The organism is Aeromonas sp. s1(2024), assembly GCF_040908005.1.
Classification (GTDB): domain Bacteria; phylum Pseudomonadota; class Gammaproteobacteria; order Enterobacterales; family Aeromonadaceae; genus Aeromonas; species Aeromonas caviae.
This window is the reverse complement of sequence record NZ_JBFOCW010000081.1, coordinates 1-23,138: the sequence shown is the minus strand read 5'-3', so window position 1 is coordinate 23,138 and position 23,138 is coordinate 1. Positions and strand designations below refer to the sequence as shown.

The following is a 23,138-nucleotide window of genomic DNA, read 5'->3' as shown; positions in this document are numbered from 1 at the left end:
GGCAGCTGGCAAAATGGCGAAGCAAATAGATTTTTATTCTATTTCAGCATGTTGCACGTTCAATCTGTAAGCTCACGCGCGGTTTGACGTGCAAAGTCGGCTTTCTTCTTGTTACCTAGCGATACCAGCTCTTGGATGCTCATTACTTTCAGCGCCACGACATAGGCGACTGTCCGCAGCAACGGAGTGCTGTAGCGCGCCATTGGTTTTACCGTGTCAGCATTTTGCTGCCGCTCAGTAGAACGCTGACAGATACCCGCCTCGTCAGGATGAATTATTCGCAGTAGTGCCCGGTTAGCCCCACTTTTTTCAATGAATTCACTCTTCACGCGATAGCGTGAGATGACCTCCCGCCATGGGGATTTTTCACTCCGTTTGGCGCCACATCGTACCTCGATCGCAATCCGTGTCGCTGGCAGCAGTAACACCGTCACACTCAGGAAGGCTTGCAACATCTGTGGATCCGTGAAGGGGATCCCAGTGTTGCGAGTATTGCTTCGGACTAGCAGATAGCCAATCCATTCGATGAAAGCCGCTCGTTGCTCGCGATAGACCTGGCGAGCCAGTTTAACCACTTTACGGAGTTCGACTTGCTCCTTATGACTGCGCAAGGCTCCAGGAAGCAAATTCAGATGATGTGACGTTGAGTAGAGCAATCGCTGTGCTCCCCGCTGAGTCTTAAATGCTTTAAGTAAATGAATTTTTTCAACTAACTCATCGACCATAGCGGGTGTGAGTTGATAACGATTGAGTTGATCGGTGATATCTTCATGTCGTGCGAACCGTGCGATCAGCTCCAGAGCGGCATCAAAATCCAGCTTGTGTTTAACCAAGGGAGGGTAAGGTGCACACTCCATCAGGACCCAGGAGACCTGTTGAAGATAAGGCGAAAGCGACTGGAGCAGGGCCTCCCGGCAGCGCTGCCATGTCAAGGGCCCCTCCAACCAGTCGTTCTGTGTGAGCTTTGCACGAGACAGCCCGGTGAAGTGGTGTCGCAGTGACAAAGACCAGTCGTACTTGGCCTGCAACAGACACGCTGCATTGACCCAGTGGGTAAAATGCAAATATGAGTGCAACGTCGTCTCCGGGCTCTGATGGCCAGCAAACTGGGCCAGCGCCCAATAATCCCCCTGAGTGGATGAGTGTGTGATGGTCTGGTAGATAGAGGTACACTGTGCGGCCGACCAAGGCAGGAAATGTGCCCACCCTGGCAAACTGTGCAGTGCCAGAGCTTCGTGATGTAGCAGCAGTTGCAGGCGGCTCAATGCCGTATGCCGCAGATGATGGAAGGTATAGTATTTCCCACCAACCTGCCGAAGGATACTGGTTAACGGCCCCCTGATCTCTTCATCCGACATCGGTATCAACCAACCGCTCTGTGAGGGAAACGCCAGCGCGTTCGCGTTTTTCGCCTTTCGCGGCCATAACCCAGACAAGTACGCATCCAATCGAGTACGCTCTTCCGGGGTCAGCAAGACCCCCAGGGGGATCTTGCGGGTGGCACTGTCACTCTTGCCATCATCAAGCCGGGTATCGCGAATATATAGCCAGCACTCTGGACTGCGTTCGATATCTTTCAACCTGAGCTTTTGGATCTCGCTCAAGCGCAGTCCAGCACGATAAGCCACGATGTATAACGCGCTCAGACACTCTCGGTAACTCGATGAGGTGTGCGTCATCCGCTCCATTCCACGCAGCAACTGTCGAAAGAGAGGTTCACTGAGATAGGTGGCACGCACATGGGGCCGCTGGCGCTCGCGCGGGACCAGCTCCTCCGGCAATGGGGCCAAGTGGTAACTCGCCACCGCATAGCTGTGCAGGCTGGTCAAGCGTGCAGCCATGTAGCTGACAGCATTCTTTTGGCTAACGGGCGCCTCGGAAGAGGAACTTTCCGGCTCTGCGGAGGAGGATCTTTCCAGGTCCGTCCGTTCAACCGCACCAGAGAGCGCCGGGTCGACGACCAGATTTGAAGTCCCCCCATACTCTTCCAGCAATGCTCGATAACAGCTCAGAAAACGATCGCCATCCCATAAGCCGAGATCATGATCAAAGCACCGAACAAGCCATTGCTGACCACCGCGACTAAGGTAACTGCGCAGCGTCGAAGGCTTGTTTTTGTTCTTTGCGATGCATTGATGTAGCCACCCGACCAGGATCTGCTCTGACTTGCTGAGGGTCTGCTCATTGCGCAACCGATTCAGTCCTGCGAGGCAGCTTGCCTTCGTCTGCTTGCGAGTCGCGCTCTCCTTTTCCGCCAACACCGTTCGCAACCGAGCCAGTAAGGATGAATAAGGGTGGTCTTCGCCATGGTAGCGCCGACGCTTGGAACTGCCTGCCGTCAGGTTATCGACTAATCCGGTACTCGCCTCCTGCGCCAAACACACCACTTGGTGACCATCCGCAACCGTCGGATGATGCAGTGAAAGCCAGTGTTCATGAGGCAGTGGTACACTGTGTAACGCCCCAGATGCCACATGAGTCAGGATCTGTGGCCAGCGGACCCCGGCTTGCCCACCGGTTACCAGACTCGCCCCTTGGCAAAACTCTTTGATCCCGCGCAGGGGTGCAGTCAGATGTCTCTGGGCCCATAAGCTGAATGTGTCGAGCTCAACGGCAAGCTCAAACGTTTTGCCGCGCCGACGATACCAGCGCTGTACCAACCCCAGAGTCGGCAGGCTTAGGAAAATCTGGAGCTCGGTAACCCCCTTCCCTGCTCTATCGTGCGCATTGGTGGCCAACGCCTTGCTCTCTAACGTCAAAGGCAACCAAACAACTGAGCCATTCGTGCATAATCTTCGCCGCTCAGCGATGGCCAGCATCAGTGCGTGCAAAATCGCCGTCTGGTGTACACCGCAGTAAAACACCGCGCTATGAAGAATGTCGGCCAGTAAATCTTCAGCTTCGATCAGGCTAGTGTCGCGGGCCTCGATCTGTCTATGCCAGTTCAGCAGCGCTTGACTACAGCGCTGCGCTTTGTCAAACCACTTTTCAGTGTAAGGTAGCGGGCGCCGAAGCACCGTCAGGGGGATTGTCGGCAACGGCAACTGCCAATACCCGCTGGTATTGCCCTGCTGCAGGCAAAGCAGGATGGCTCGCAGCCCAGCCTTGAATTCAGACTGTCGCCTATACTTGCCCGTCAACGTGCTCATCGCCAATGGCCACAGATACTCAAACCCTCGGACATCGGCTGGCTCCTTGAATAGGCCGGGCAAATGTTGCAACAGCGCATCCAGTGCTCGACGCTCTATTTGCACCTGAGCACGTTTGAGACGATCCCGACGCATAGCCCGACCAGACCGAAGAACGTTCGCTGCACGCTCATCTTCCTTTCGAAGCTGTTCACGCCAATCGATCAGTGGATTGTCCATTCGCCCATCACCTTCAACCCGAGGGTTTGATGCCATTTGTCCAGCACGTCCGTCAGGGTAAATAGATCGCTCAACGCCGCACTACTGTACTGGTTTGTGAACTCTGTCCCCATCTCCTCATGACCAAGCAGCGCATCGATAAACTCGGTGGCCACGCCTTGCTCCAGCAGGTGGCTGCGCACCGAATGGCGATGCCAGTTTGGCGCCAGGGGCAACAGATTTTCGAACTGCCTCATCATCGAATTTGGGGTGACGATTTCTGTGCCTTCCAGGCTGCCATCTTTGGCCTCGACCGCCCAGAACAGGAGCGCTCCAGCTCCACTCAATGCTTGCTCCGCCGCCGACACTAACGGCGCCAGCAGCGGCTCACGCTGACATGCCAAATATGTCAAATAGCGCTCCCAGGCTTGCAGTTGCTGCACTGCCAACGCTGACAATGGCACCAACCTGGCCGAGCTCACAGATCGTCCCTCTTTGTCTGTCAGCCGGATAAAGCGACTGATGAGGCAGTAATCGCCACGCCTGCCGTACATCTCCGTCACGGGCCTGGCGGCAGTAGAAAGATGGAGGATCAACAAACTGTGGCGCACGAGGAGGTTATGATATTGCGTCAGCGTTGGACGCTGCTGCCGTGACCCACTGAGTCGTGCACAGAGGTACTGCTGATAATTTCCTAGGAGTCGAGCAAGCTCGCCAACGCTAGGATAGAGGCGTGATCCGACAGCTCCTTGTTCTAATTCCGGTGCCAGCACCACCGCGGTCATCCCCATGGAGGCCAAATAACGGCACCAGATCTGCAACACGTCTTTACGTGGCACATGACTGTAGGCCATAGGGGAACATTGCTGAGCCGCCTTGCCACGCAGGATACCGGCAATGGCGCTATCAATCCCCTCTCTTTGCAACCAAGCACGCTGGTAGTTTTGCAGCTGTCGCATGGTCAAGGCCGTGCCAGCTCGCTCATTTGCTCGCGCTAAACAATCCACCTGCGCGCTACTACTCAATGTCCTCCAACCGTGTCCAACCAATAAATGAGTGGCCCATTTTGGCAAAGGTAGCTGCAAGAATAAGTCGCTCTTTGGCAAAAAAGAGTGCAATTTCCTATGCACTCGGCTGTGGGCAACCTCTACATAGCGTTGTAGATACGCCCCATGAGGAAGCCGCCAAATACCACTGGCATTCTTTGAGGGTCCGTCGTCATCGGCAAATCGAGAGCCAGGAGCAGGCAATTTAATCTCAGTACTCGGCCAGACCGGCAGCTTGTGCAAGTCCTCGCTACTCGTGCCCATCACCAGTTGCAGCAGGATCGACAGCGCCGGCAACGCCGTTTCATCGACCGCCTGAGGCATCAAGGCATCGACGAGGCGTGTGATCTGTGACGCTGTGGCAATCCAAAGGTTGGCCGGCAACTGCAGATGACGCATCGACATGGAGAGCGCTACCGAGGCGCTTTGCAAAACCCTCGCCTGAATATCCATCAACCCCTGTGGCTGAGAGGACACCAGCAGCGTCTGCTGCTCAGGGAGGGTTCCTCGCTCCTCTTCACCCTCCCACTCGGTCAGTTTGACTTTGCCGCGCTGCAGCAGAACCTCCCGTAGCAACAGGATTTGGGTCTGCTCGTCGAGCTGCTCTTGATAACGCGCCTCCAGTTGGAACCGCTGGCGTTCGCCGGTTGACCGGGTACCCGTTTTGATCTCTTTGGCTCGCGCCTTATAGAGTCGGCTCAGTAGGGCCTCCAAGGCCCCTGTATTGACGCTCACCTGCTTGTTATTGGCATATTGCTCTCTCTGGATCTTGATGGCTTGCAATAGCGTCAGTATCGGCTGCGTAAAATCGACCTCAGACAGGGCCTTAATCATCACCTCACGTTGATTGTTCGCCATCAGCCTGACGTTGCGCAGCGCCTCTTCGACCGTTTGGTCCCGCTCGGCAATACCCTGAGAAAAATTGATATGTGATAACGCCAAGACGGCCAGGATCGTCACGGACTTGAGCTGAGCAAATAGCTCACCGTTGAGGCTATGGCCACTACGCAATTCCGCCAAGATGGCGTCAACGAGATAGAATTGGCTGAGTCTCCGATCTTTACTCAACCGCTCACGCATTTGCATGGCAGAGAGTGGCGATGGGGGCAGCATCTCTTTGGATGAGACAGAATCGATCCACTGCAGCTCGGCGGCCAACAACGCGGTCAGTGTTGGATCCAATCCCAGGATCCCCTGACAGCAGGCTTGCAACGATTCAAGGATTTGCCGGTGCCACTCGGCCAACGCCTCCGGAAACACCAGCTGTCGGGTAAGGGAACGGGCGGGTTCAGCGTCAAGACCCTCCACTGCCTGCTCCTGCGAAAGGTCATCACTCATCGGCTAACCTCTGCAAGAAGAAGTTAGGTTCGGGCACCGATACCATCCCGTTCTTTTTGTCTTTTTGCCGGGACTTGCTCAGCGCCTCCTGAGCATGCGCCAGCTGTTCCCGGGACAACCCGCACACCTTGGCCCAATAGTCTTGAGACAACCGCTTCTTCTGAAACCAGTTAAGACGCTGCTCGTCTGTCAGAACGCGATTGAAAATTCGTCGGCTGCATTCGATGAGACGGGGCTCCCCTAACAGCGTCATCAACCTCAGCCACTCCCCGGCCAGATGCTGCTCGACCTCACCATCATTCAGCCCGCAGGGGATCAATCGTTGCCCAGGCGGCGGTTTGATTGGCGACGGCCAAGACAATACTGGCAACAATGGCCCTACGATCATAAGCGCACTGCCCACATCATCGCCTGACGACAAGGGACGATAGAGAATAATGGCTGACTCCCAGAGCGTATGGAATTGATCGGCAATCGGCAGCCCAGTCTTGAAGCCCAACTCCAACCACGCCTCACGAAACGCGACTAACGCCGGATGGATCTGATAGTTCCCTGACTCCTTCGTCCTCATGTAAACCCCGTGTATCACCCGTTACTAACACATTACATAAAAATGTATTTTGTTTTCAAACAGTTCCTTAGCGATAAACCGATTCAGCCACACACCGAACCTCTGAACCTGCGCATGGCAGGCCTACCGCAGGCAGGTACTGTGAATGAAGTCAGGAATGGAGATGCAATTCACCAAGTGGGTAATCGTCGAGGGAGCGGGATCATTTAGCCGATATGCAAGGGGGAATGTGACTGACTCGGGTGACGTCAATTGAACAATACTTGGCTTTCTCCTGCACATGCTGGACACCGCTGTCGAGCGGTAACGCCTTCAGCGAGATAGGTCGCCATCAAACGACGACGCCATGCTCAATCTGGCCGATGAGATCGATAACTGCCTGAGCTCCGACAGCGGTCGTCAGGAAAGTAGCAGGAGGGTTTCCTCCCAGCGCCCGGGCAGGTTTGTTCAACCACTCAAGCGCCTTCCCCCTGTCCCCCTCGAACAGCGACTCCGCAGCCTCCATCACACTAACGAATGAATAGATACGGGCACTCTGAGCGCGGGACAGCAGGGCCGCCGCAGTGCGCTTGCGTGTCACCGTCGAGCGGTCAATGCCAACCAGCTGACAGACTATCTTGACGTCGCAGCCCAGCAACGCAGCCAGTTCATTGACGATGGAGGGAGCCATTCCAGCCACAATGAGATGATGCGCCCCCACAAGCTCCTGGGGCAAGGCCAGCGAGGCCATCAGCCCCTTCGGTTGGCGGATCTGGCGAACAGAACGATAAGCAGCGTAGGACATGGCGAGGCGGCTCCCTGTATCATTGCGCCTTTAAACTAGCCCATCTAAACCATACCATCAACGATGCAGGACTCTTTCAAACCCCAAACGTTAACCTATGAAGCCACCGCAAAACTGCGCCAAACTTGCCACTAAAACTGGCGCAGTTTAGTTAACTGCGCCAAAATGGCGCCATATATATGAAAAACGCGCCAACAAACACGATGTCAGCGACCACAGACCTACTAGAGACTATCAGGGGATCCGAAAGCGGATTGACGCTGGCTGAACTGCTGGGCCGCCACCCGAGCATAGCCAGACGCACCGCACAGCGCCTGATAGCCAAGCTGATTGAAAGCGGCCACATCACAGCCCAAGGCGAAGGACGGGCTCGCCGCTATCATGCTGACTCCGAGAGCCATACCGAGCCCCGGATAGCCAAGGTGGACAGTTTCCCCGCGTTCATCCCACTCTCTGCCGACAGCCTGGATATCCTTGCCTATATCGACCAGCCCCTCCCAGCCCGCAAGCCCGTGGGCTATCAGCATGATTTCTTGCAGGCATATCATCCCAACGAAACCTGTTACCTGTCCGAATCACTGCGCCGTCAGTTGCACAACATGGGCAAGACCACAGACATCGATGAGCCTGCCGGCACATACAGTCGAGCGATCCTGAACCGTTTGTTGATCGACTTATCATGGGCATCGAGCCACCTGGAAGGTAATACCTATAGCAGGCTAGACACCCGTGAACTTATCGAGCACGGCAAGGCCGCGCGGGGTAAGGGAGCCATCGAAACGCAGATGATCCTGAACCATAAAACCGCGATCGAGTTACTGGTCGAAAACATCGACAGTGCCGAATTTAACCGCTACACCCTGATGAACTTGCACAGCGCCCTGGCGGAAAACTTGCTACCCAACCCTGCCGATGAGGGGCGCATTCGCCAACATGCTGTCGACATCAGTAAAAGTATCTATCGCCCGTTATCCACGGCACAACAAATCGAAGAGGTGCTGGACGAGGTGCTGAGCAAAGCCAATCAGATCCACGATCCGTTTGAACAATCGTTTTTCATGATGGTGCACTTGCCCTACCTACAACCTTTTGCCGACATCAATAAACGCACTTCCCGCCTAGCCGCGAATCTCCCCCTGTTTCGTGGCAACCTCTGCCCGCTCACCTTCCTCGATGTACCAGAACAGGCCTACAGCCGCGCCACCCTCGGTGTGTACGAAATGGCCCGCATCGAACTGCTACGCGACCTGTACGTGTGGGCTTATGAACGTTCAACCCAAGAATATCTTGCCATCAAGCGGGATCTCGCCGAACCTGACCCACTTCGCCTAGCATGGCGGGATCTTATCAAACAGACTGTCCGTGGGGTCGTCACGTCGATCCAACTTGATCCACTCAGCACCATTGAACAAGCGGTGTCAGAGAACGTCCCGCAGCAAGAGCGATCGGCCGTACAGGCACTGATTGTTGAAGAGTTGCGAAGGCTGCATGAAGGTGTTCTGGCACGCTATGGTTTACGGCCCTCGGAGTTTATCGCGTGGAAAGCGCAACATGGGCGCTGATTGATACTGTGACAATCGTCGAGTTGAGTATCTATTAAGGTATTCCATAGTGCGGTGCTCTATGCCGAGGACATCATCATGAGTTACCAAAGCCTGGCAGCCACCACTGCCAATATCACAGAGCTCAGACGCAATCCAATGGGGACCATCAAAGAGGGAAAAGGCGATGCCGTCGCCATCCTCTATCGTAACGAGCCAGCATTCTATTGTGTGCCGCCTGAGCTCTACGCCTACTATCTGGAACTGGCCGAAGATGCCGAGCTGAACCGTATTGTCGATGAGCGAGTCAAACGGTCGGAGTTCGTCAGCGTCAACCTGGAGGACCTATGATTTAGAATCCCATCCTTGCCATCACTACCCTCAGCTCTTGCAAATCAACGTTGATCAAGCGCGGGCTGGAGATCAACGCTACGATGCCCCTTATTGTCATCGCAGCATTAGTCGTGTCATGGCCCTCCTCCCCTCATTGTGTGAGCGAACTGGCAGCGCCTGCTGATCTGGGCCCCGGTGTAGTAATAAAGGGGAATTCACTTGGGCGCTTCCGATGGAGACGAACCACTGAAAAGCAAAGGCCGTCAGGCGGCATTCCTGTCTGACTCATCCATCCGGGGTTTTCAGCGTCCAATTTTGACCACCCTGGAGTGTGTGCAACCATCCGATTTTTGGATCGAAGATCCATCAGCAGCTTGTTGTCGTGCTCGGACTTCATGCGGTAGGCTGCGCCCGGCGGCAAGACGTTAGCCTAGTGGTTCATGTCGATGATGACGCAGGGATGGCCGCCACCCGCCGGTTAAACTCGGCAAACTCTTCAGCATTATCTTCCCAACGCTCAATGCTGGCCGCCAGCAGGTCTAACAGCTGGACGTTGTTATCGTAGTCATCCACCAGCTCATCTATCAGTGCCAGCGCACTTTCGTAGTCATGCTGGTTGTCGATATGGGTGAAGTAGGGCAGCTCGGCCAAGGCCTCTCGGAGCTGTACCAGAATGGGTTTCAACATGTCAGAGTTACCTTGTTGGTTGCGCCCCCCCGTTTTCGATAACACTGGGGACCTGTCCAGTTTAGATCTTCAATGGAGGTGGCTGCTTGGTATGACACCATCACTGCATTTGCAAATTTTCCCGAGAAACCTCGGCTAGATTGGCAAAATTTCGTGCTCATCAATTCAAGAAGGTATTTAAAGAAGCGAACGCGGGTGCGAACTTGTGAGCTCCCGTGAAGCGATCGCAACAATCATGGACTCACTGACAGAGACGATCAACCGACGCACCATCGCTGCCTTGGCTTTTGTTGCGCCAACCCCAGTGCACTCCTGCTGAAACTCGTTACACCTTGTTTTAATGGCCCCTTGAATCGAAAGTGCGACACCCATACCTGAGGATCAAGGTTAAATGCCGCCTTTAGCGTGTGAAAAACATTTACCGCCTAAAGCAGGTAAATATTGATATACCTGCCACAGCGTGTAAATTAAAAGAAATTACGCTACCAGGTAAGTCAAATCATGAAAGTAACCAGCGCCAAGCAACTTAGTGCCTGTCTCAAGGATGCCAGGCTTTCGCAAAAGCTCTCCCAAGGCAAAGTGGCCGGCAAGGTGGGGATCAGGCAGGACACGGTGTCCAGCTTCGAGCTCAATCCCGAGTCAACCAAGCTGGAGACCTTGTTCAAGATCCTCGCAGCACTGGAACTCTCCCTCGATATCAGGCCCCGCACCGATCCTGCGGAAAACGCCACGCCTGGCTGGAAGGAGGAGTGGTAATGGCCAGCCTGACGGTCTACATGAACGGATACCGGGTAGGTACCTTTACCAAGGCGACCAATGGTGCTCACCAATTTCAGTACGATGAATCGTGGGTGAAGTTGCCAGGCAGCCGCCCCATCTCGCTCTCCATGCCATTACGCCAGCAGCGCTACCAGGGCGATGAGGCCTATAACTTCTTCGATAATCTGCTGCCAGATAACCCGGAAGTAAGAAACCGGGTGGTGGCGCGCTATCAAGCCGATTCCACCCAACCCTTTGATCTGCTCAGTTGCATTGGCCAGGACAGCGTGGGGGCATTGCAACTGGTGGCTCAGGGCAGACCTGTGCCAGACGTTAAGCGCATTGAGTGCAAGCCGCTCTCTGACGCCGAACTGGAGCAGATCATGACCAGCTACCAGCAAGGGATCCCGCTTGGTATGGTGAGGGAAGAGGACGATTTTCGGATATCCATCGCCGGGGCTCAGGAAAAGACCGCGTTACTCTACCTCGACAACCGTTGGTGCTTACCGCATGCAGCGACCCCAACCACCCACATTATCAAGCTGCCCATTGGCAAGATCGAAAGCCACTCCTACTCGATAGACCTCTCCCAGAGCGTAGAAAACGAATATCTCTGCACCCTGATCGCCAAAGCATTGGGTCTTCCGGTTCCCCATTGCTTCATCATGCAGGTCGGCAAGGTCAAGGCTCTGGCGGTGGAACGCTTCGATCGGCGCTACGCCACGGATCGCAGTTGGATCATGCGCCTGCCCCAAGAGGACTTCTGCCAGGTGTTGAATGTACCGTCAGCACGCAAGTACGAGAGCCATGGTGGACCGGGCATTGCTGACATCATGACGACCCTGCTGGGATCGGCCACGCCGGAGCAGGATCGGTACCTGTTTATGAAGTCTCAGGTGTTGTTCTGGCTGCTGGCTGCCACTGATGGCCATGCCAAGAATTTCTCGGTGTTTATCGAACCTGAAGGGCGTTTCCGGCTTACACCGTTTTACGACATCCTTTCCATGTATCCTGCATTTGGTGGTAAAGGATTACATCCCCGTGATGCCAAGTTGGCCATGGGGCTTACTGCAACCAAGGGCAAAAAATACGCGATAGAGCAGATATTTCCTCGCCATTTTTATCAAACGGCCAAGACGATTGGTTTTGAACAAGTGCAGATGGAAAAAATCATCAGCGAGCTGACGGATAATCTGGATGAGGTAATATCAATCGTTCGTCAGCAATTGCCTGATACATTTCCCACTGAGATTGCAGATTCAATTTTGGGTGGACTCAGTTCGAGAGCTCAACGCTTAAAACGATAATTAACCAATGTGACAAATGCCTCTTGCATCGCCCCAGGTGAGCCTCTATCGAGGCTCATTTTTTTGCGTACGAGCGAGTGAATGATCCATTTTAGATCAAAAAAACAACTAAAAATGCAGAAACCTGAAGTGCCAATTTTGGCAACATCAAATTTCCTCAGCTAACCTAGAACGACATAATGGCAATAAAGCATTGATTTTAAAGCTCTATATTAATTTGGTGCTTGACGTATCCTGATGACATTTTAACTATATTAACAGGTACGGCCTTCTAAGCCGTGGGTCGCAGGTTCGAATCCTGCAGGGCGCGCCATCGATACTGATGAGTTTGATTGCTGTATCGAAGGCAGATTTCAGTGGTGGCTGTAGCTCAGTTGGTAGAGTCCCGGATTGTGATTCCGGTTGTCGTGGGTTCGAGCCCCATCAGCCACCCCATTATTCCCCTCCAGGCTGGGATCAGCCTGATGAGACAGCAGCACGCTGTCTGTTTGGACCGGCCACTGGCCGGTCTTTTTGTTTCTGCGCCGTCCGCTTTTTGGCGCAACGCCCCCACCCCATCCTCTGGCGCTCGGCGTCCTGCTCAGGACGCAATCCGGACCGCCGTCACAAAAATGGGGTTTTCTGCCCCGCTCAAGACAAGCCCTCCTCATGCCATGACCCAGCGCAAGTCCAGGTCTGATCCCTCGTGTTATGGATAAAAAGATTGATAACACGGCTGCCAGGGCGCTCCTTCCTTCTCTTATCCCTTGTCCAGGAGCAGCCAAATTCGATGGCACCGATTCATCTTTTCGTAATACGGTCATCCCATCCTTAATCAATTAGCTGAAATATAAGGAGTTATTGATAACCCCCCGATGCCGGTCCAAGGCCCAACCTGTCACATGCCCCGCCGGTTGCAGGAAAAGTTCCCATACTGAGTTGTCTGCATTGCACATGACTGCCAAGGAGAGACAGAGATGAGTGAAGAAAGCAAATGCCCCTTCAACCACACCGCCGGCGTCGGCAGAACCAATCGAGATTGGTGGCCGAACCAGTTGCGGCTGGATCTGCTGCATCAGCATTCCCCCGGCGCCGATCCCATGGACAAGGACTTTGACTACGCCAAGGCCTTCGCCAGCCTGGATTACAAGGCACTCAAGAAAGATCTGGTCAAGCTGATGACGGATTCCCAGGAGTGGTGGCCGGCGGACTTCGGTCACTACGGCCCCCAGTTCATCCGCATGACCTGGCATGCTGCGGGCACCTATCGCACCACCGACGGTCGCGGTGGCGGCGGCCGTGGCCAACAGCGCTTCGCCCCCCTCAACAGCTGGCCTGACAACGTCAACATCGACAAGTCCCGTCGCCTGCTCTGGCCCATCAAGCAGAAATACGGCAACAAGATCTCCTGGGCCGATCTGCTGATCCTCGCCGGCAACGTCGCCCTGGAGACCATGGGTTTTCGCACCTTCGGCTTTGGCGGTGGGCGGCCCGACGTGTGGGAGCCGGATCAGGACGTCAACTGGGGGGATGAAATTGCCTGGCTCGGGGTCGATCCCGATCGGGTCAAGGGCGATCGCGAGCTTACGGCCCCCTTCGGGGCCACCCACATGGGCCTCATCTACGTCAACCCGGAAGGGCCCAACGCCAGCGGTGACTACATGGAGGCTGCCAAGGACATCCGTTCCACCTTCGGTCGCATGGCCATGAACGATGAAGAGACGGTCGCCCTTATCGCCGGCGGCCACACCTTCGGCAAGGCCCACGGCGCCGCGCCCGAATCCCACAAGGGGCCAGAGCCGGAAGCCGCGCCTCTGGAGGCCCAGGGCCTCGGCTGGATGAGCGACTACGGCAGCGGCCATGGCAAGGATACCGTCTCGAGCGGGCTCGAAGTGATCTGGACCAAGACACCGGCCCTGTGGAGCAACAACTTCTTTGAAAACCTGTTCAACTACGAGTGGGAGCTGACCAAGTCGCCAGCCGGCGCCAAGCAGTGGGTGGCCAAGGATGCCCCGGAGATCATTCCCGATGCGCACATCCCGGGCAAGTTCCACAAGCCGACCATGCTCACTACCGACCTGACCCTGCGCTTTGACCCCGAGTTTGGCAAGATCTCCCGCCACTTCTACGAGGATCCGCAGGCCTTCGCCGATGCCTTCGCCCGCGCCTGGTTCAAGCTGACCCACCGTGACATGGGCCCCATCGCCCGCTACCTGGGGCCGGAGGTACCCAAAGAGGAGCTGATCTGGCAAGACCCCATCCCCGCCGTCAATCATCCCCTGATCGATGACAAGGACGTGGCCCTGCTCAAGGAGAAGATCCTGGCGGCCTCCCTGTCCGTAGCCGAGCTGGTGTCGACCGCCTGGGCTTCCGCGTCCACCTTCCGTGGCTCCGACAAGCGTGGCGGCGCCAACGGTGCCCGCATCCGCCTGGCTCCGCAAAAGGAGTGGGCCGTGAACCAGCCTGCCCAGCTTGCGAAGGTGCTTCAGGCCCTCGACGGGATACAGCAGACCTTCAACGCTTCCGCCACCGGCGGCAAGCGGGTATCCCTCGCCGACCTCATCGTGCTGGCGGGCGGCGTGGGGGTCGAGCAGGCCGCGAAGAGAGCCGGTGTCGCCGTGACCGTGCCCTTCACTCCGGGCCGGATGGATGCCTCCCAGGCCCAGACCGATGTGGACTCCTTCGCGGTGCTCGAGCCCCTCGCCGATGGATTTCGCAACTACGCGGGCGAGTGCGCGGGCTTCGCGGAGACCATGCTGATCGACAAGGCGCAGCTGCTCACCCTGAGTGCCCCCGAGATGACGGTACTGGTGGGCGGCATGCGGGTGCTCGGCACCAACGCGGGCAACTGCCACGGGGTCTTTACCGCCGCCCCGGGTACCCTCTCCAACGACTTCTTCGTCAACCTGCTCGACATGGGCACGGAGTGGAAGCCGGCGGCGGGCAGCCAGGGAGTCTATGAAGGCCGTGATCGCCAGAGCGGCAAGGTGAAGTGGACCGGAACCCGGGTCGATCTGGTGTTCGGTTCCAACTCCCAGCTGCGCGCCCTGGCGGAGGTCTACGCCAGTGCGGATGCCAAGGAGAAGTTCGTGAAGGACTTCGTGGCGGCCTGGACCAAGGTGATGAATCTGGATCGCTTCGACCTCGCCTGAGGCTAAAGCACTGCTCGACCACCAAGCCCGGTATCACTACCGGGCTTTTTTATCGATGCTAAAGGGGAGTCCCATCCCTCCCCTTTGAGTGCTGCCATCGACCAACCCGCAAGGGGAGATGGCCAATGCCCCCAGCCCCGGGAAACCAGGAAATACCCCAGCAGGGCCTGACGCGCTCACCTTCATGGGCACAACCCCATTTCAATGAGTGGACATGATCGCCGTCCCATGAAATGTTCACGTATGACACTCAGGCCCGAGTCTTCACAAGAATCCTTCTATAGTCATCGGGATAGAATTGAAGCGACCCACATCAGCAAGGATGTTTAAATGCCAATTACACGCAGAGAGTTTTACAAGCTAGCACTGGGATCCGCCGTCGGTCTGACGACATTGAGACTTCCGACTCCGGCGTTTGCCGAAGGGTTGTCACTGAAGACACCACTGCGCCATGGCGCCGGCCAACCAGGTGAAACCGAGAGTGGCCTGCCGCCAGCGGGCTCCGTCAGCTCGGTCGAAGATTTTGAGTACCAGATCAAGTACCAGCGGGCCTTCGAGGCTGTCTTGTGGAACATGCCGGCGGTCGCCATCTACAGCTTCCGGCGCGCCGCCTTCGACAATCTGGGTCTCAAAGACAACGACATCATCGCCTATGCCAAGCCTGCCACCCCGCATCTCGAGGCCATCACGGCCAACAGCACCACCCCCTACATCACGGCCTTCACCGACTTGCAACACGGCCCCACCGTGCTGGAAGTGCCCGCTGCGGGCCCGGATGGCAGCCTGTATGGGCAGATTGTCGATGCCTGGCAATTCACCATCGCGGATGTGGGCCCGGCAGGGCTCGACCAAGGCAAGGGCGGCAAGTTTTTGCTGACGCCCCCCGGCTACAGCGAGCCGATCCCGGCCGGCTATCTGCATGTTCCTTCCCCGAATTATCGCGTGGCGTTTGCCTTTCGCTCTGTGCCAGCGCCCGGCAAGTCGACGAACGATGCCTATCACTACTCCAAGCGCCTGCGCATGTACTCTCTCTCCGAGGCGAGCAATCCGCCGACCCAGCGCTTCGTCGATCCGGGCAACAAGCGCTACCCGACCCTGCCCTACTACGACGAGCGTCACTTCGACGACCTGCATGCAGTGGCCAGCGTCGAACCCGTGCGCGAGCAGGACAAGGTGATGATGGGGATGCTCACCTCCCTTGGCATAGGTCGCGGCACCTCATTCAACCCGGATGAGAAAACCCGCAAGGCGATGCGCCAGGCGGCCATCGATGCCTGGTTCTACATGCAGCATTGGTATGACAATTTCCCGAAGGAGAAACGCTACTGGCCTGACAGGCACTACGCCTCCCTCTTGCAGAGCGATGACAACAAGACCTTCACCTTCACTTATGAGGATCGCATCGACCTCATCAATCGCGCCGCCGAGTACTTCTGGTGTACCTATATGCCCAAGGCGCTGAGCGATACCCCGGCCACCCAGTACCTGATGTGCCTCGCGGACAACAACGGCAAACTGCTGGAAGCCGGTCAGCTCTACAAGCTCACCATCCCGGCCAAGATGCCGGTCAAGCAGTTCTGGGCACTGACGGTCTACAACCGCGACACCATGTCCTTTATCTACAGCGAGAGCGGGCGCACCACCCTCTCCTCCTACGATCTCGACAAGATGGCCAAGAATCCGGACGGCAGCATCACCCTCTACGTGGGCCCGACCGCCCCGCCAGGCAAGGAAAACAACTGGATCCCGACCAGTGGCAAACGCCCGCTGCCGGCCATGCGTTTCTATGGCCCGACCGACGAATTAAACCACAAGACCTTCAAGCTGGCGGATTTCGAGCGCGCATAAACCATGAACAGGAGTGGAGCACTTATGAGAAAGCTATCCCTTGCGGCAGTGTTATGTATCGCAGCCATGCCTGCCATGGCACAAATCACTGATAAAATGGCACAAGATGCCTATATCTACGGCTATTCCATGGATGAGGCCTACAAGTTCTTCTATGAAACGGCGGTCAAGACCGACACCCCGCTGAACCGCTTCCAGAACATTCGCCACCTGGCGGACGATACCTACACCGATCACCCGACCATCAACAACGATACCCTGCACCTGCAGGGCTGGTTGGATCTCAGTGCGGAGCCGGTGATCATCAGCGTGCCGGACATGGACAAGGGCCGTTACTGGATCCTGCACACCATGGACATGGGCCATTACACCACCTCGATGATCGGCTCCCGCACCCACGGCACCAAGGGGGGTCACTTCATGTTTGCCTCCCGTAGCTGGAAAGGCGAGACGCCGGCCAGCGTCACCGAGGTGATCCGCGTCGACTCCGACATCCTCAAAGTGATGGGCCGCATCATGGCCACCAGCAAGGACGACGAGAAGGTCGCCCTTGGCTACATGGATGACTGGAACGTGCGCACCCTGTCGGCCTATCTCGGCCAGCCTGGGCCCAAAGCCACCGAGCACCAGTGGCCGGATCCGGCGAGCACCAACTGGTTGCAGCGGGTCAACTTCGTGCTGTGTCAGGGGGACATGGGCACCGCCGACAAGCACTGGCTGGCGCAGTACAAGGAGACGGGCCTCGCGCCCTGCAACACCAAGCTGAGCGCGGCGCAAATGGCCGCGGCGAAGCAAGGCGAGAAACAGGGCTTGGCCTATCTCAACGCGCTCCTGCCCAAGATGACCAGCTCGGAAGGGCTGCTCGGCACCCGGGCTGAGCTTCAAAACCAGAAGCGCGATCTGTTCGCCGAAGGCACCCTGATCGGACAATGGGGACTACCGCCGGAAGAGTCCGTCTATCTACAGGCACTCAAGGGATCCGATGGCCAGAGCATCAACGGCGCCAACGGCAAGCAATACCGCATGCATTTCAAGGCGCCCGAGGTCAGCCAGTTCTGGTCCTTCACCGTCTACGGCACGGATAACAAGCTGATGGCCCATAACACCATCAACCGCCACAGCCGTGGGGATCGCACCCTCAAGCCGGGCCCGGATGGTATGTACACCATAGAGCTCAGTGCCAAGGGGGATGCCAGCAACCCGAACTGGCTGCCCATTCCGGAGAAGGATGCCTACATCATCATGCGGCTGTATGGGCCGAACAAAGCCATTCGCGAAGGCAAGTACCCGATGCCGGTGCTGGAAGTAGTGAAATAGCGGTGAAATAAGGCACATGGGCTCACCGCGCTGGCTGGCAGACAAAATCCGAGGGGGGATGGCAAACTAAGGCAGCGTCTGAGCGGTACCAGGCAGAACAGCCAAAACAAAAAACCGACCATCAGGTCGGTTTTTCTTATTGCGGATAAGGGCGGGATCCACGGCTCGACAACTCAGTGTCGACATGTCACACCAGCCTTGTCAGGGGAAGATATTACACTGCCTTTACATTAAAAAACCTGCATAGCCACATAGTTAAATGGCACTTTGCGGTATCAATAACAGGTTTTATTTAATCAAGGCAGCATATTGAATCACCCAGTTATAGTGTCCCGCCGTTGCTGGCGATGACCTGGCGATACCAGTCGAAGCTGCGCTTCTTGCTGCGCGCAAAGCTGCCGCTGCCGTCGTCGTTCTTGTCCACGTGGATAAAGCCGTAGCGCTTGCTGTACTCCCCTGTGGTGAAGGAAACGCAGTCGAGACATCCCCAGGGGGTGTAGCCCATGACATCCACCCCGTCTTCGACGATGGCGAGCTTCATCTGCTCGATATGGGCGCGCAGGTAAGCGATGCGGTAGTCATCGTCTATCTCTCCCCGCTCGTCTTTCTGATCCCGCGCCCCGAAGCCGTTCTCGACGATAAACAGCGGCTTCTCGTAGCGGCCATAGAGCAGGTTCAGGGTGTAACGCAGCCCCACCGGGTCGATTTGCCAACCCCATTCTGAGGCCTTCACATGGGGGTTGGGTACACTGCCCTCGAAGCCCGACAAGGCGGTGCCCGTGCCGGCGCCGTGGGCCCGCACCGCGTTGCTCATGTAGTAGCTCAGCCCGATGTAATCGGCGCAGCCCGCCCGCAGCGTCTCCTCATCCCCCGCTTCCATGACAATCTCATAGCCCTTGCGTTGCCACTCCTTGCGGATATAGGCGGGGTAATGGCCGCGCATGTGAACGTCCCCGAACAGGAAGCGCTCGCGCATGGCGATTTCCGCATACATCACATCGTCCGGGTGGCAGGAGTAGGGGTAGAGGGGCACCATGGCCAGCATGCAGCCGATCTGCAAGCCCGGGTTGATCTCATGGCCCAGACTGACCACCTTGGCGCTCGCCACGAACTGATGGTGCAGCACCTGGTACATACACTCTTCCGGGTTCGGCTCCTGGTTGTAGATGACCCCGGAGCAGCAGTAGCCAAACAGCGGCACCTTCCAGTTGCGCTGGTTGTTGATCTCGTTGAAGGTCATCCAGTATTTGACCTTGTGCTGGTAGCGGCGCAGCACCACCTCGCTAAAGCGCACGAAGCAGTCCAGCACGGTGCGGCTCTTCCAGCCGCCGTATTGGGTCACCAGGTGGTTCGGCATCTCGAAGTGGGAGAGCGTGATGACAGGCTCGATGCCGTGGCGCAGCAGCTCGTCGAACATGTCGTCATAAAAACGCAGCCCCGCCTCGTTCGGCTCGGCCTCATCCCCCAGCGGGAAGATGCGCGACCAGGCGATGGAGGTGCGAAAACACTTGAAGCCCATCTCGGCAAACAGTGCGATGTCGTCTCTGTAGCGGTGGTAGAAATCCACCGCCTCGTGGTTGGCGTAGCGATGACCGGCCTCAATCTTGTCGGTGATGACGCGCTCCACCCCGTGGGCGCCGCTGGTGAGCACATCGACGATGCTGAGCCCCTTGCCGCCCTGATCCCAGCCCCCTTCTACCTGGTGGGCGGCGACCGCCCCCCCCCACAGAAAGTCTTTCGGTAATGCGTTGTTCATGACTTGTCGCTCCTTATACGGCTTTGGATGTCAGCGGCTGGGGTTGGCTTATTTCGGCATCTGTCTGAAAGCCCGCCATCCAGGAGAAGATGACGCCCAGGGTAAAGGCTACGCCGATGGAGAGCAGGAAGCCCAGGAACTGCGCCATGTGGCCCTCTTTGAAGAACACCGGCAGCACGGCGATGCCGGGGATGCAGTAACTCCAGGAGACCGCGTTGAAGGCTCCCGCGACCGTACCACCGATGGCACCGGCCAGGCAGCCGCAGATGAGCGGGCGTTTGAAGCGCAGGGCCACCCCGTAGATGGCGGGTTCGGTGATGCCAAACAGGGCGGTCACGCCGGCCGAGAGGGTCACGCTTTTCAGCTCGGGATCCTTGGCCTTGAAGTAGACCCCGAACACGGCGCCGGCGATGCCGAACACGGCGGAGGCTTGCAGGCCGGTAAAGGTGTCATAGCCCAGGGTGGCGTAGTTGCCCACCGTCACCGGGGTGATGCCCCAGTGCACGCCGAGGGTCACCAGGGGTGTCCAGACAGCCCCCACCACGAAGCCGGCGATGGACGGGCTCAGGTGATAGAGGGTGTTGTAGATGCCACCGATGGCGCCGCCGATGAGGTTGCCGATGGGGCCGAAGGCCAGCAGGGTCAGGGGCACCATGATGGCGAGGCAGAACATGGGGGTGAAGAGGTTGCGTACCACCACCGGCAGGATCCGCTCGAAGAAGCGCTGCACATAGGACATGGCCCACACCATCAGGATGATGGGGATCACCGAGGCCGTGTAGCTCAGGTACTGCACCGGCAGACCGAGGAAGCTGAGCGGCGCGCTGTTAAGGGGAACCCCCACCAGGTTGACGATGGCCTCGTTGATGGCCGGGTTCTCCATCGCCGACTGCATCAGCGCTTGCACCGCCGGATCCGCGGAGTTTGCCAGGATGATTTTGTTCGCGGTCAGCATGTTCATGTAATCGGGCGACACCAGGGCGCAGGCGGCGATCACGGCGGTGAAGGGGTTCACGTTGAACTTCTTGGCCGCGGTGAAGGCGACCATCACCGGCAGGAAGGTAAAGCCGGTCCAGGAGACGAAGTTGAGGATGCGGAAGGTGCCGCTGGCGGTGTCCATCCAGCCGATGGCGGCGAAGAAGGAGATGAGCCCCTGCAACACGCCGCAGGCGGCCAGTGGGTAGAGGAAGGGGGCGAAGATGCTGGAGATGATGTCCATCAGGTGGTTCACCATACCCACCTTGGGGGCGTCGACCACGGCGTTTTCGTCGATCTGCACCCGTTTTTGCACTTCCCGATAGGCATCCCCGACGTGGTTGCCGATCACCACCTGCAGCTGACCGCTGGACTCGATGACGGTGATGACCCCTTGCACCCGTTTCAACACCTCCTTGTCGACCCGTCCCATCTCTTTTAGGACAAACCGCAGCCGGGTGGCACAGTGGGTGACGCTGATGACGTTGCTGTCACCACCAATCAACTCGACGATCTGTTTCGCCGAGTCCGCATAGTTTATTGCCATAATGATCCTTCCCTGCCATTTATTAATTAATATCGAAACAATTCAAATGTTATGAATCGATGGTAGGGAAAGCATTCATCCTTGTCACGATATAACAAAATACCCGCTTTGTTACTTGTTACATAAAAGACACACCCTGTGACACCTCGGCACTTATCTTGTTTGCCAACTGGCGACCGATGGATTCGATGATATAAATCACCGGCACCTGGGTGGTAATATCATATTCATTGTCGACCACCAGCCTGGCCGCATGATATGAAATATTGAAATCCGCCATCTGGGCCAGGGTGGATTTATTATTGCTGGTAATAGTGATGAGCTTGCAGTGATGAAACAGAAACTGCTTCGCCAACTTGATTATCTCGGTGGTCTCCCCGGAGACCGAGAGCACGATCGCCACCGCCTGTTTGTACATGTCGGTGTTGACCGGGTAGTAGGGATCATCGATGTGGTTGCTGAACTTGCCGATGTTGGAGAAGAAGCGCGCCCCGTAGCGCCCCAGCGTGCCCGAGCTGCCCGCCCCCACGAAGATCACCCGCTCGGCCCCCGCGATCTGCTCGGCGGCGCTCGCGATCAAGGCGTCGAATTCGTCATTGTTGATGCTCTTGAAAAAAGAGAGGAACTCGTTGGCACCGTGTGGCAGCGATATTTCGCCGCGCTTCTCGGCATTCATTTTTAGATAGGCTTTGAATTCCGCATAACCGCTGCAATTCATCTTCTTACAAAATCGCAATATGGTGGCGGTCGACACATCACAGGCTTCGGCCAATTCCCTGACCGTCATATAGATAACCGTCTGATGGTTCTTTATTACATAGTTATATACCTTGAACTCGAAGGCATTTAATGTTGAGACCAACTGATTATTAAACATGGTAATTCACCGAGCGCAGCCGCGTCCTTATTCAGGATGATGTCACGCAGTGTAACAAAAGGAGTGACCCGGTCGAGGAAGGATAAATCTAAACGCTCGAACTGTGATTACTATCACAATCACGCCGGCAAGATTTTCGCGTATCTGCCCATGGCTTCGATGAGAGAAGGAATATTTAGGCTCTGCATGGAGCCTAAATTTTTAGCGAATGTCATTGTGTCTATTAGTGGCACGCAATATCAGGTTATCGGTGAGCAACCCCTCCATGGGATCAGCAAGTCCCGCGATGCCAGCAGAGGGTGAGCGTATTTGTACGCTTCGCCCCCAAGGCGCCTGAGCACATGGTGCCGCGATCACGGTGCAGCCGTATGCCTCGAAATGGCTCATGAGGACGGCGTACTGTCGGTAGTCCAGCTCACTGTATTGCAGGAAGGGGTAGACGCCAGGGATTCCATCTTGTCGTCATTGCTGAACGCACCTTCCATCGCGACCCTGTTTGTGAAACCGGGCCGCGTGGCGATCCCTGCCGAGCAATTTGATGCCTATGAGATGGCAACGGATGAGCTGCCTGTCGACTAAGGGCTGCCCCGGGAGTACAAGTACAGAAATGTCCCCTCTATCTCCAAGCTGAAGAGATAACACCGTGACGGGAATAAGGGTGTGTACGGCTGGCTCAGAAAGCAAAAAACCGACCCTGAGGTCGGTTTTTCTAATTTGGTGCTGGGTCGGGATTGACTCGCACCATCCCTGGCGCTCGCCCTGCGGGCAGCCTTCGGCTGTCCAAGCGGGCTAGTCCACCCGCCTGTCGATACCGGGTAGAGACCAGATTGCCGGCTACCGGAAAAACAAAAGGCCCCGTCTTGCGACAGGGCCTTTTGTTTTATTTGGCGGTGAGGGAGGGATTCGAACCCTCGATACGTTGCCGTATACACACTTTCCAGGCGTGCTCCTTCAGCCACTCGGACACCTCACCA

16 protein-coding genes and 2 tRNA genes are annotated in these 23,138 nt (G+C 56.7%); 9 read left to right on the top strand and 9 right to left on the bottom strand.

The window, feature by feature from the left end; translation table 11 throughout:
- Nucleotides 1-59: 59 nt before the first annotated feature.
- The 4 genes from AB5Y70_RS19085 to AB5Y70_RS19070 all read right to left on the bottom strand — a co-directional run bounded on the left by AB5Y70_RS19085 (nucleotide 60) and on the right by AB5Y70_RS19070 (nucleotide 7,086).
- The gene (locus AB5Y70_RS19085; RefSeq protein WP_368176110.1) at nucleotides 60-3,368 is read right to left on the bottom strand and encodes a tyrosine-type recombinase/integrase; all 3,309 of its coding nucleotides are present in this window, start codon (nucleotides 3,366-3,368) and stop codon (nucleotides 60-62) included.
- On the bottom strand, nucleotides 3,353-5,731 hold the full coding sequence (locus AB5Y70_RS19080; protein WP_043171236.1) for a site-specific integrase: 2,379 nt from the start codon (nucleotides 5,729-5,731) through the stop codon (nucleotides 3,353-3,355). Before AB5Y70_RS19080 ends, AB5Y70_RS19085 begins: the two co-directional genes overlap by 16 nt.
- A complete protein-coding gene (locus AB5Y70_RS19075; protein WP_021140685.1) occupies nucleotides 5,724-6,302 on the bottom strand; it encodes a hypothetical protein in 579 nt (192 codons plus the stop codon). Before AB5Y70_RS19075 ends, AB5Y70_RS19080 begins: the two co-directional genes overlap by 8 nt.
- A 331-nt stretch (nucleotides 6,303-6,633) precedes the next feature.
- The gene (locus AB5Y70_RS19070; RefSeq protein ID WP_021140686.1) at nucleotides 6,634-7,086 is read right to left on the bottom strand and encodes an antitoxin Xre/MbcA/ParS toxin-binding domain-containing protein; all 453 of its coding nucleotides are present in this window, start codon (nucleotides 7,084-7,086) and stop codon (nucleotides 6,634-6,636) included.
- A gap of 254 nt (nucleotides 7,087-7,340) precedes the next feature.
- On the opposite strand from AB5Y70_RS19070, the gene AB5Y70_RS19065 reads away from it, so the two are divergent.
- Nucleotides 7,341-8,648, top strand: coding sequence for a Fic family protein (locus AB5Y70_RS19065; RefSeq protein ID WP_021140687.1), 1,308 nt, complete (start codon nucleotides 7,341-7,343; stop codon nucleotides 8,646-8,648).
- A gap of 78 nt (nucleotides 8,649-8,726) precedes the next feature.
- The gene (locus tag AB5Y70_RS19060) at nucleotides 8,727-8,978 is read left to right on the top strand and encodes a type II toxin-antitoxin system Phd/YefM family antitoxin (RefSeq protein WP_010674977.1); all 252 of its coding nucleotides are present in this window, start codon (nucleotides 8,727-8,729) and stop codon (nucleotides 8,976-8,978) included.
- A gap of 420 nt (nucleotides 8,979-9,398) precedes the next feature.
- On the opposite strand, the gene AB5Y70_RS19055 is transcribed toward AB5Y70_RS19060, so the two are convergent.
- On the bottom strand, nucleotides 9,399-9,647 hold the full coding sequence (locus tag AB5Y70_RS19055) for a hypothetical protein (protein WP_010674978.1): 249 nt from the start codon (nucleotides 9,645-9,647) through the stop codon (nucleotides 9,399-9,401).
- A gap of 501 nt (nucleotides 9,648-10,148) precedes the next feature.
- Here AB5Y70_RS19055 and AB5Y70_RS19050 point away from each other — a divergent pair.
- From AB5Y70_RS19050 to AB5Y70_RS19025, 6 genes are all read left to right on the top strand, one after another.
- Nucleotides 10,149-10,403 (top strand): helix-turn-helix domain-containing protein, encoded by a 255-nt coding sequence (locus AB5Y70_RS19050; protein WP_005329233.1) that lies wholly within the window; start codon nucleotides 10,149-10,151, stop codon nucleotides 10,401-10,403.
- The gene (locus AB5Y70_RS19045) at nucleotides 10,403-11,713 is read left to right on the top strand and encodes a type II toxin-antitoxin system HipA family toxin (RefSeq protein ID WP_143237612.1); all 1,311 of its coding nucleotides are present in this window, start codon (nucleotides 10,403-10,405) and stop codon (nucleotides 11,711-11,713) included. The genes AB5Y70_RS19050 and AB5Y70_RS19045 overlap by 1 nt, the downstream gene beginning before the upstream one ends.
- A gap of 359 nt (nucleotides 11,714-12,072) precedes the next feature.
- Nucleotides 12,073-12,148, top strand: a tRNA-His gene (locus AB5Y70_RS19040).
- A 521-nt stretch (nucleotides 12,149-12,669) separates the two neighbouring features.
- Entirely contained in the window at nucleotides 12,670-14,844 is a 2,175-nt protein-coding gene (katG, locus tag AB5Y70_RS19035; protein ID WP_010674980.1) for a catalase/peroxidase HPI, read from the top strand.
- Between the two features lie 330 nt (nucleotides 14,845-15,174).
- Nucleotides 15,175-16,692 carry a DUF1254 domain-containing protein gene (locus AB5Y70_RS19030; RefSeq protein WP_029314641.1) on the top strand — a complete coding sequence of 506 codons (1,518 nt, stop codon included), beginning with the start codon at nucleotides 15,175-15,177 and terminating at the stop codon, nucleotides 16,690-16,692.
- Nucleotides 16,693-16,788: 96 nt separating this feature from the next.
- A complete protein-coding gene (locus tag AB5Y70_RS19025) occupies nucleotides 16,789-18,009 on the top strand; it encodes a DUF1254 domain-containing protein (protein WP_010674982.1) in 1,221 nt (406 codons plus the stop codon).
- Between the two features lie 322 nt (nucleotides 18,010-18,331).
- On the opposite strand, the gene AB5Y70_RS19020 is transcribed toward AB5Y70_RS19025, so the two are convergent.
- From AB5Y70_RS19020 to AB5Y70_RS19010, 3 genes are all read right to left on the bottom strand, one after another.
- Nucleotides 18,332-19,765, bottom strand: coding sequence for a 6-phospho-beta-glucosidase (locus AB5Y70_RS19020; protein ID WP_010674983.1), 1,434 nt, complete (start codon nucleotides 19,763-19,765; stop codon nucleotides 18,332-18,334).
- Nucleotides 19,766-19,778: 13 nt separating this feature from the next.
- Nucleotides 19,779-21,287 (bottom strand): PTS transporter subunit EIIC, encoded by a 1,509-nt coding sequence (locus AB5Y70_RS19015; RefSeq protein ID WP_010674984.1) that lies wholly within the window; start codon nucleotides 21,285-21,287, stop codon nucleotides 19,779-19,781.
- Nucleotides 21,288-21,405: 118 nt separating this feature from the next.
- Nucleotides 21,406-22,164: a MurR/RpiR family transcriptional regulator gene (locus tag AB5Y70_RS19010; protein WP_029314645.1), complete on the bottom strand. Its 759-nt coding sequence runs from the start codon at nucleotides 22,162-22,164 to the stop codon at nucleotides 21,406-21,408.
- A gap of 456 nt (nucleotides 22,165-22,620) precedes the next feature.
- Between AB5Y70_RS19010 and AB5Y70_RS19005 the strand changes: the two genes are divergently transcribed.
- Nucleotides 22,621-22,743 carry a hypothetical protein gene (locus AB5Y70_RS19005; protein WP_258057335.1) on the top strand — a complete coding sequence of 41 codons (123 nt, stop codon included), beginning with the start codon at nucleotides 22,621-22,623 and terminating at the stop codon, nucleotides 22,741-22,743.
- Nucleotides 22,744-23,049: 306 nt separating this feature from the next.
- Here the strand turns inward: AB5Y70_RS19005 and AB5Y70_RS19000 are convergent.
- A tRNA-Ser gene (locus tag AB5Y70_RS19000) sits at nucleotides 23,050-23,137 on the bottom strand.
- Nucleotide 23,138 lies beyond the last annotated feature (1 nt).

Coding starts and splice junctions, on each gene's coding strand:
- AB5Y70_RS19080 (WP_043171236.1), bottom strand. CDS start 5,731: ATGAGTGATGACCTTTCGCAGGAGCAGGCAGTGGAGGGTCTTGACGCT.
- AB5Y70_RS19055 (WP_010674978.1), bottom strand. CDS start 9,647: ATGTTGAAACCCATTCTGGTACAGCTCCGAGAGGCCTTGGCCGAGCTG.
- katG (WP_010674980.1), top strand. CDS start 12,670: ATGAGTGAAGAAAGCAAATGCCCCTTCAACCACACCGCCGGCGTCGGC.
- AB5Y70_RS19025 (WP_010674982.1), top strand. CDS start 16,789: ATGGCACAAGATGCCTATATCTACGGCTATTCCATGGATGAGGCCTAC.
- AB5Y70_RS19045 (WP_143237612.1), top strand. CDS start 10,403: ATGGCCAGCCTGACGGTCTACATGAACGGATACCGGGTAGGTACCTTT.
- AB5Y70_RS19030 (WP_029314641.1), top strand. CDS start 15,175: ATGCCAATTACACGCAGAGAGTTTTACAAGCTAGCACTGGGATCCGCC.
- AB5Y70_RS19010 (WP_029314645.1), bottom strand. CDS start 22,164: ATGTTTAATAATCAGTTGGTCTCAACATTAAATGCCTTCGAGTTCAAG.
- AB5Y70_RS19050 (WP_005329233.1), top strand. CDS start 10,149: ATGAAAGTAACCAGCGCCAAGCAACTTAGTGCCTGTCTCAAGGATGCC.
- AB5Y70_RS19075 (WP_021140685.1), bottom strand. CDS start 6,302: ATGAGGACGAAGGAGTCAGGGAACTATCAGATCCATCCGGCGTTAGTC.
- AB5Y70_RS19085 (WP_368176110.1), bottom strand. CDS start 3,368: ATGGACAATCCACTGATCGATTGGCGTGAACAGCTTCGAAAGGAAGAT.
- AB5Y70_RS19060 (WP_010674977.1), top strand. CDS start 8,727: ATGAGTTACCAAAGCCTGGCAGCCACCACTGCCAATATCACAGAGCTC.
- AB5Y70_RS19015 (WP_010674984.1), bottom strand. CDS start 21,287: ATGGCAATAAACTATGCGGACTCGGCGAAACAGATCGTCGAGTTGATT.
- AB5Y70_RS19020 (WP_010674983.1), bottom strand. CDS start 19,765: ATGAACAACGCATTACCGAAAGACTTTCTGTGGGGGGGGGCGGTCGCC.
- AB5Y70_RS19070 (WP_021140686.1), bottom strand. CDS start 7,086: ATGTCCTACGCTGCTTATCGTTCTGTTCGCCAGATCCGCCAACCGAAG.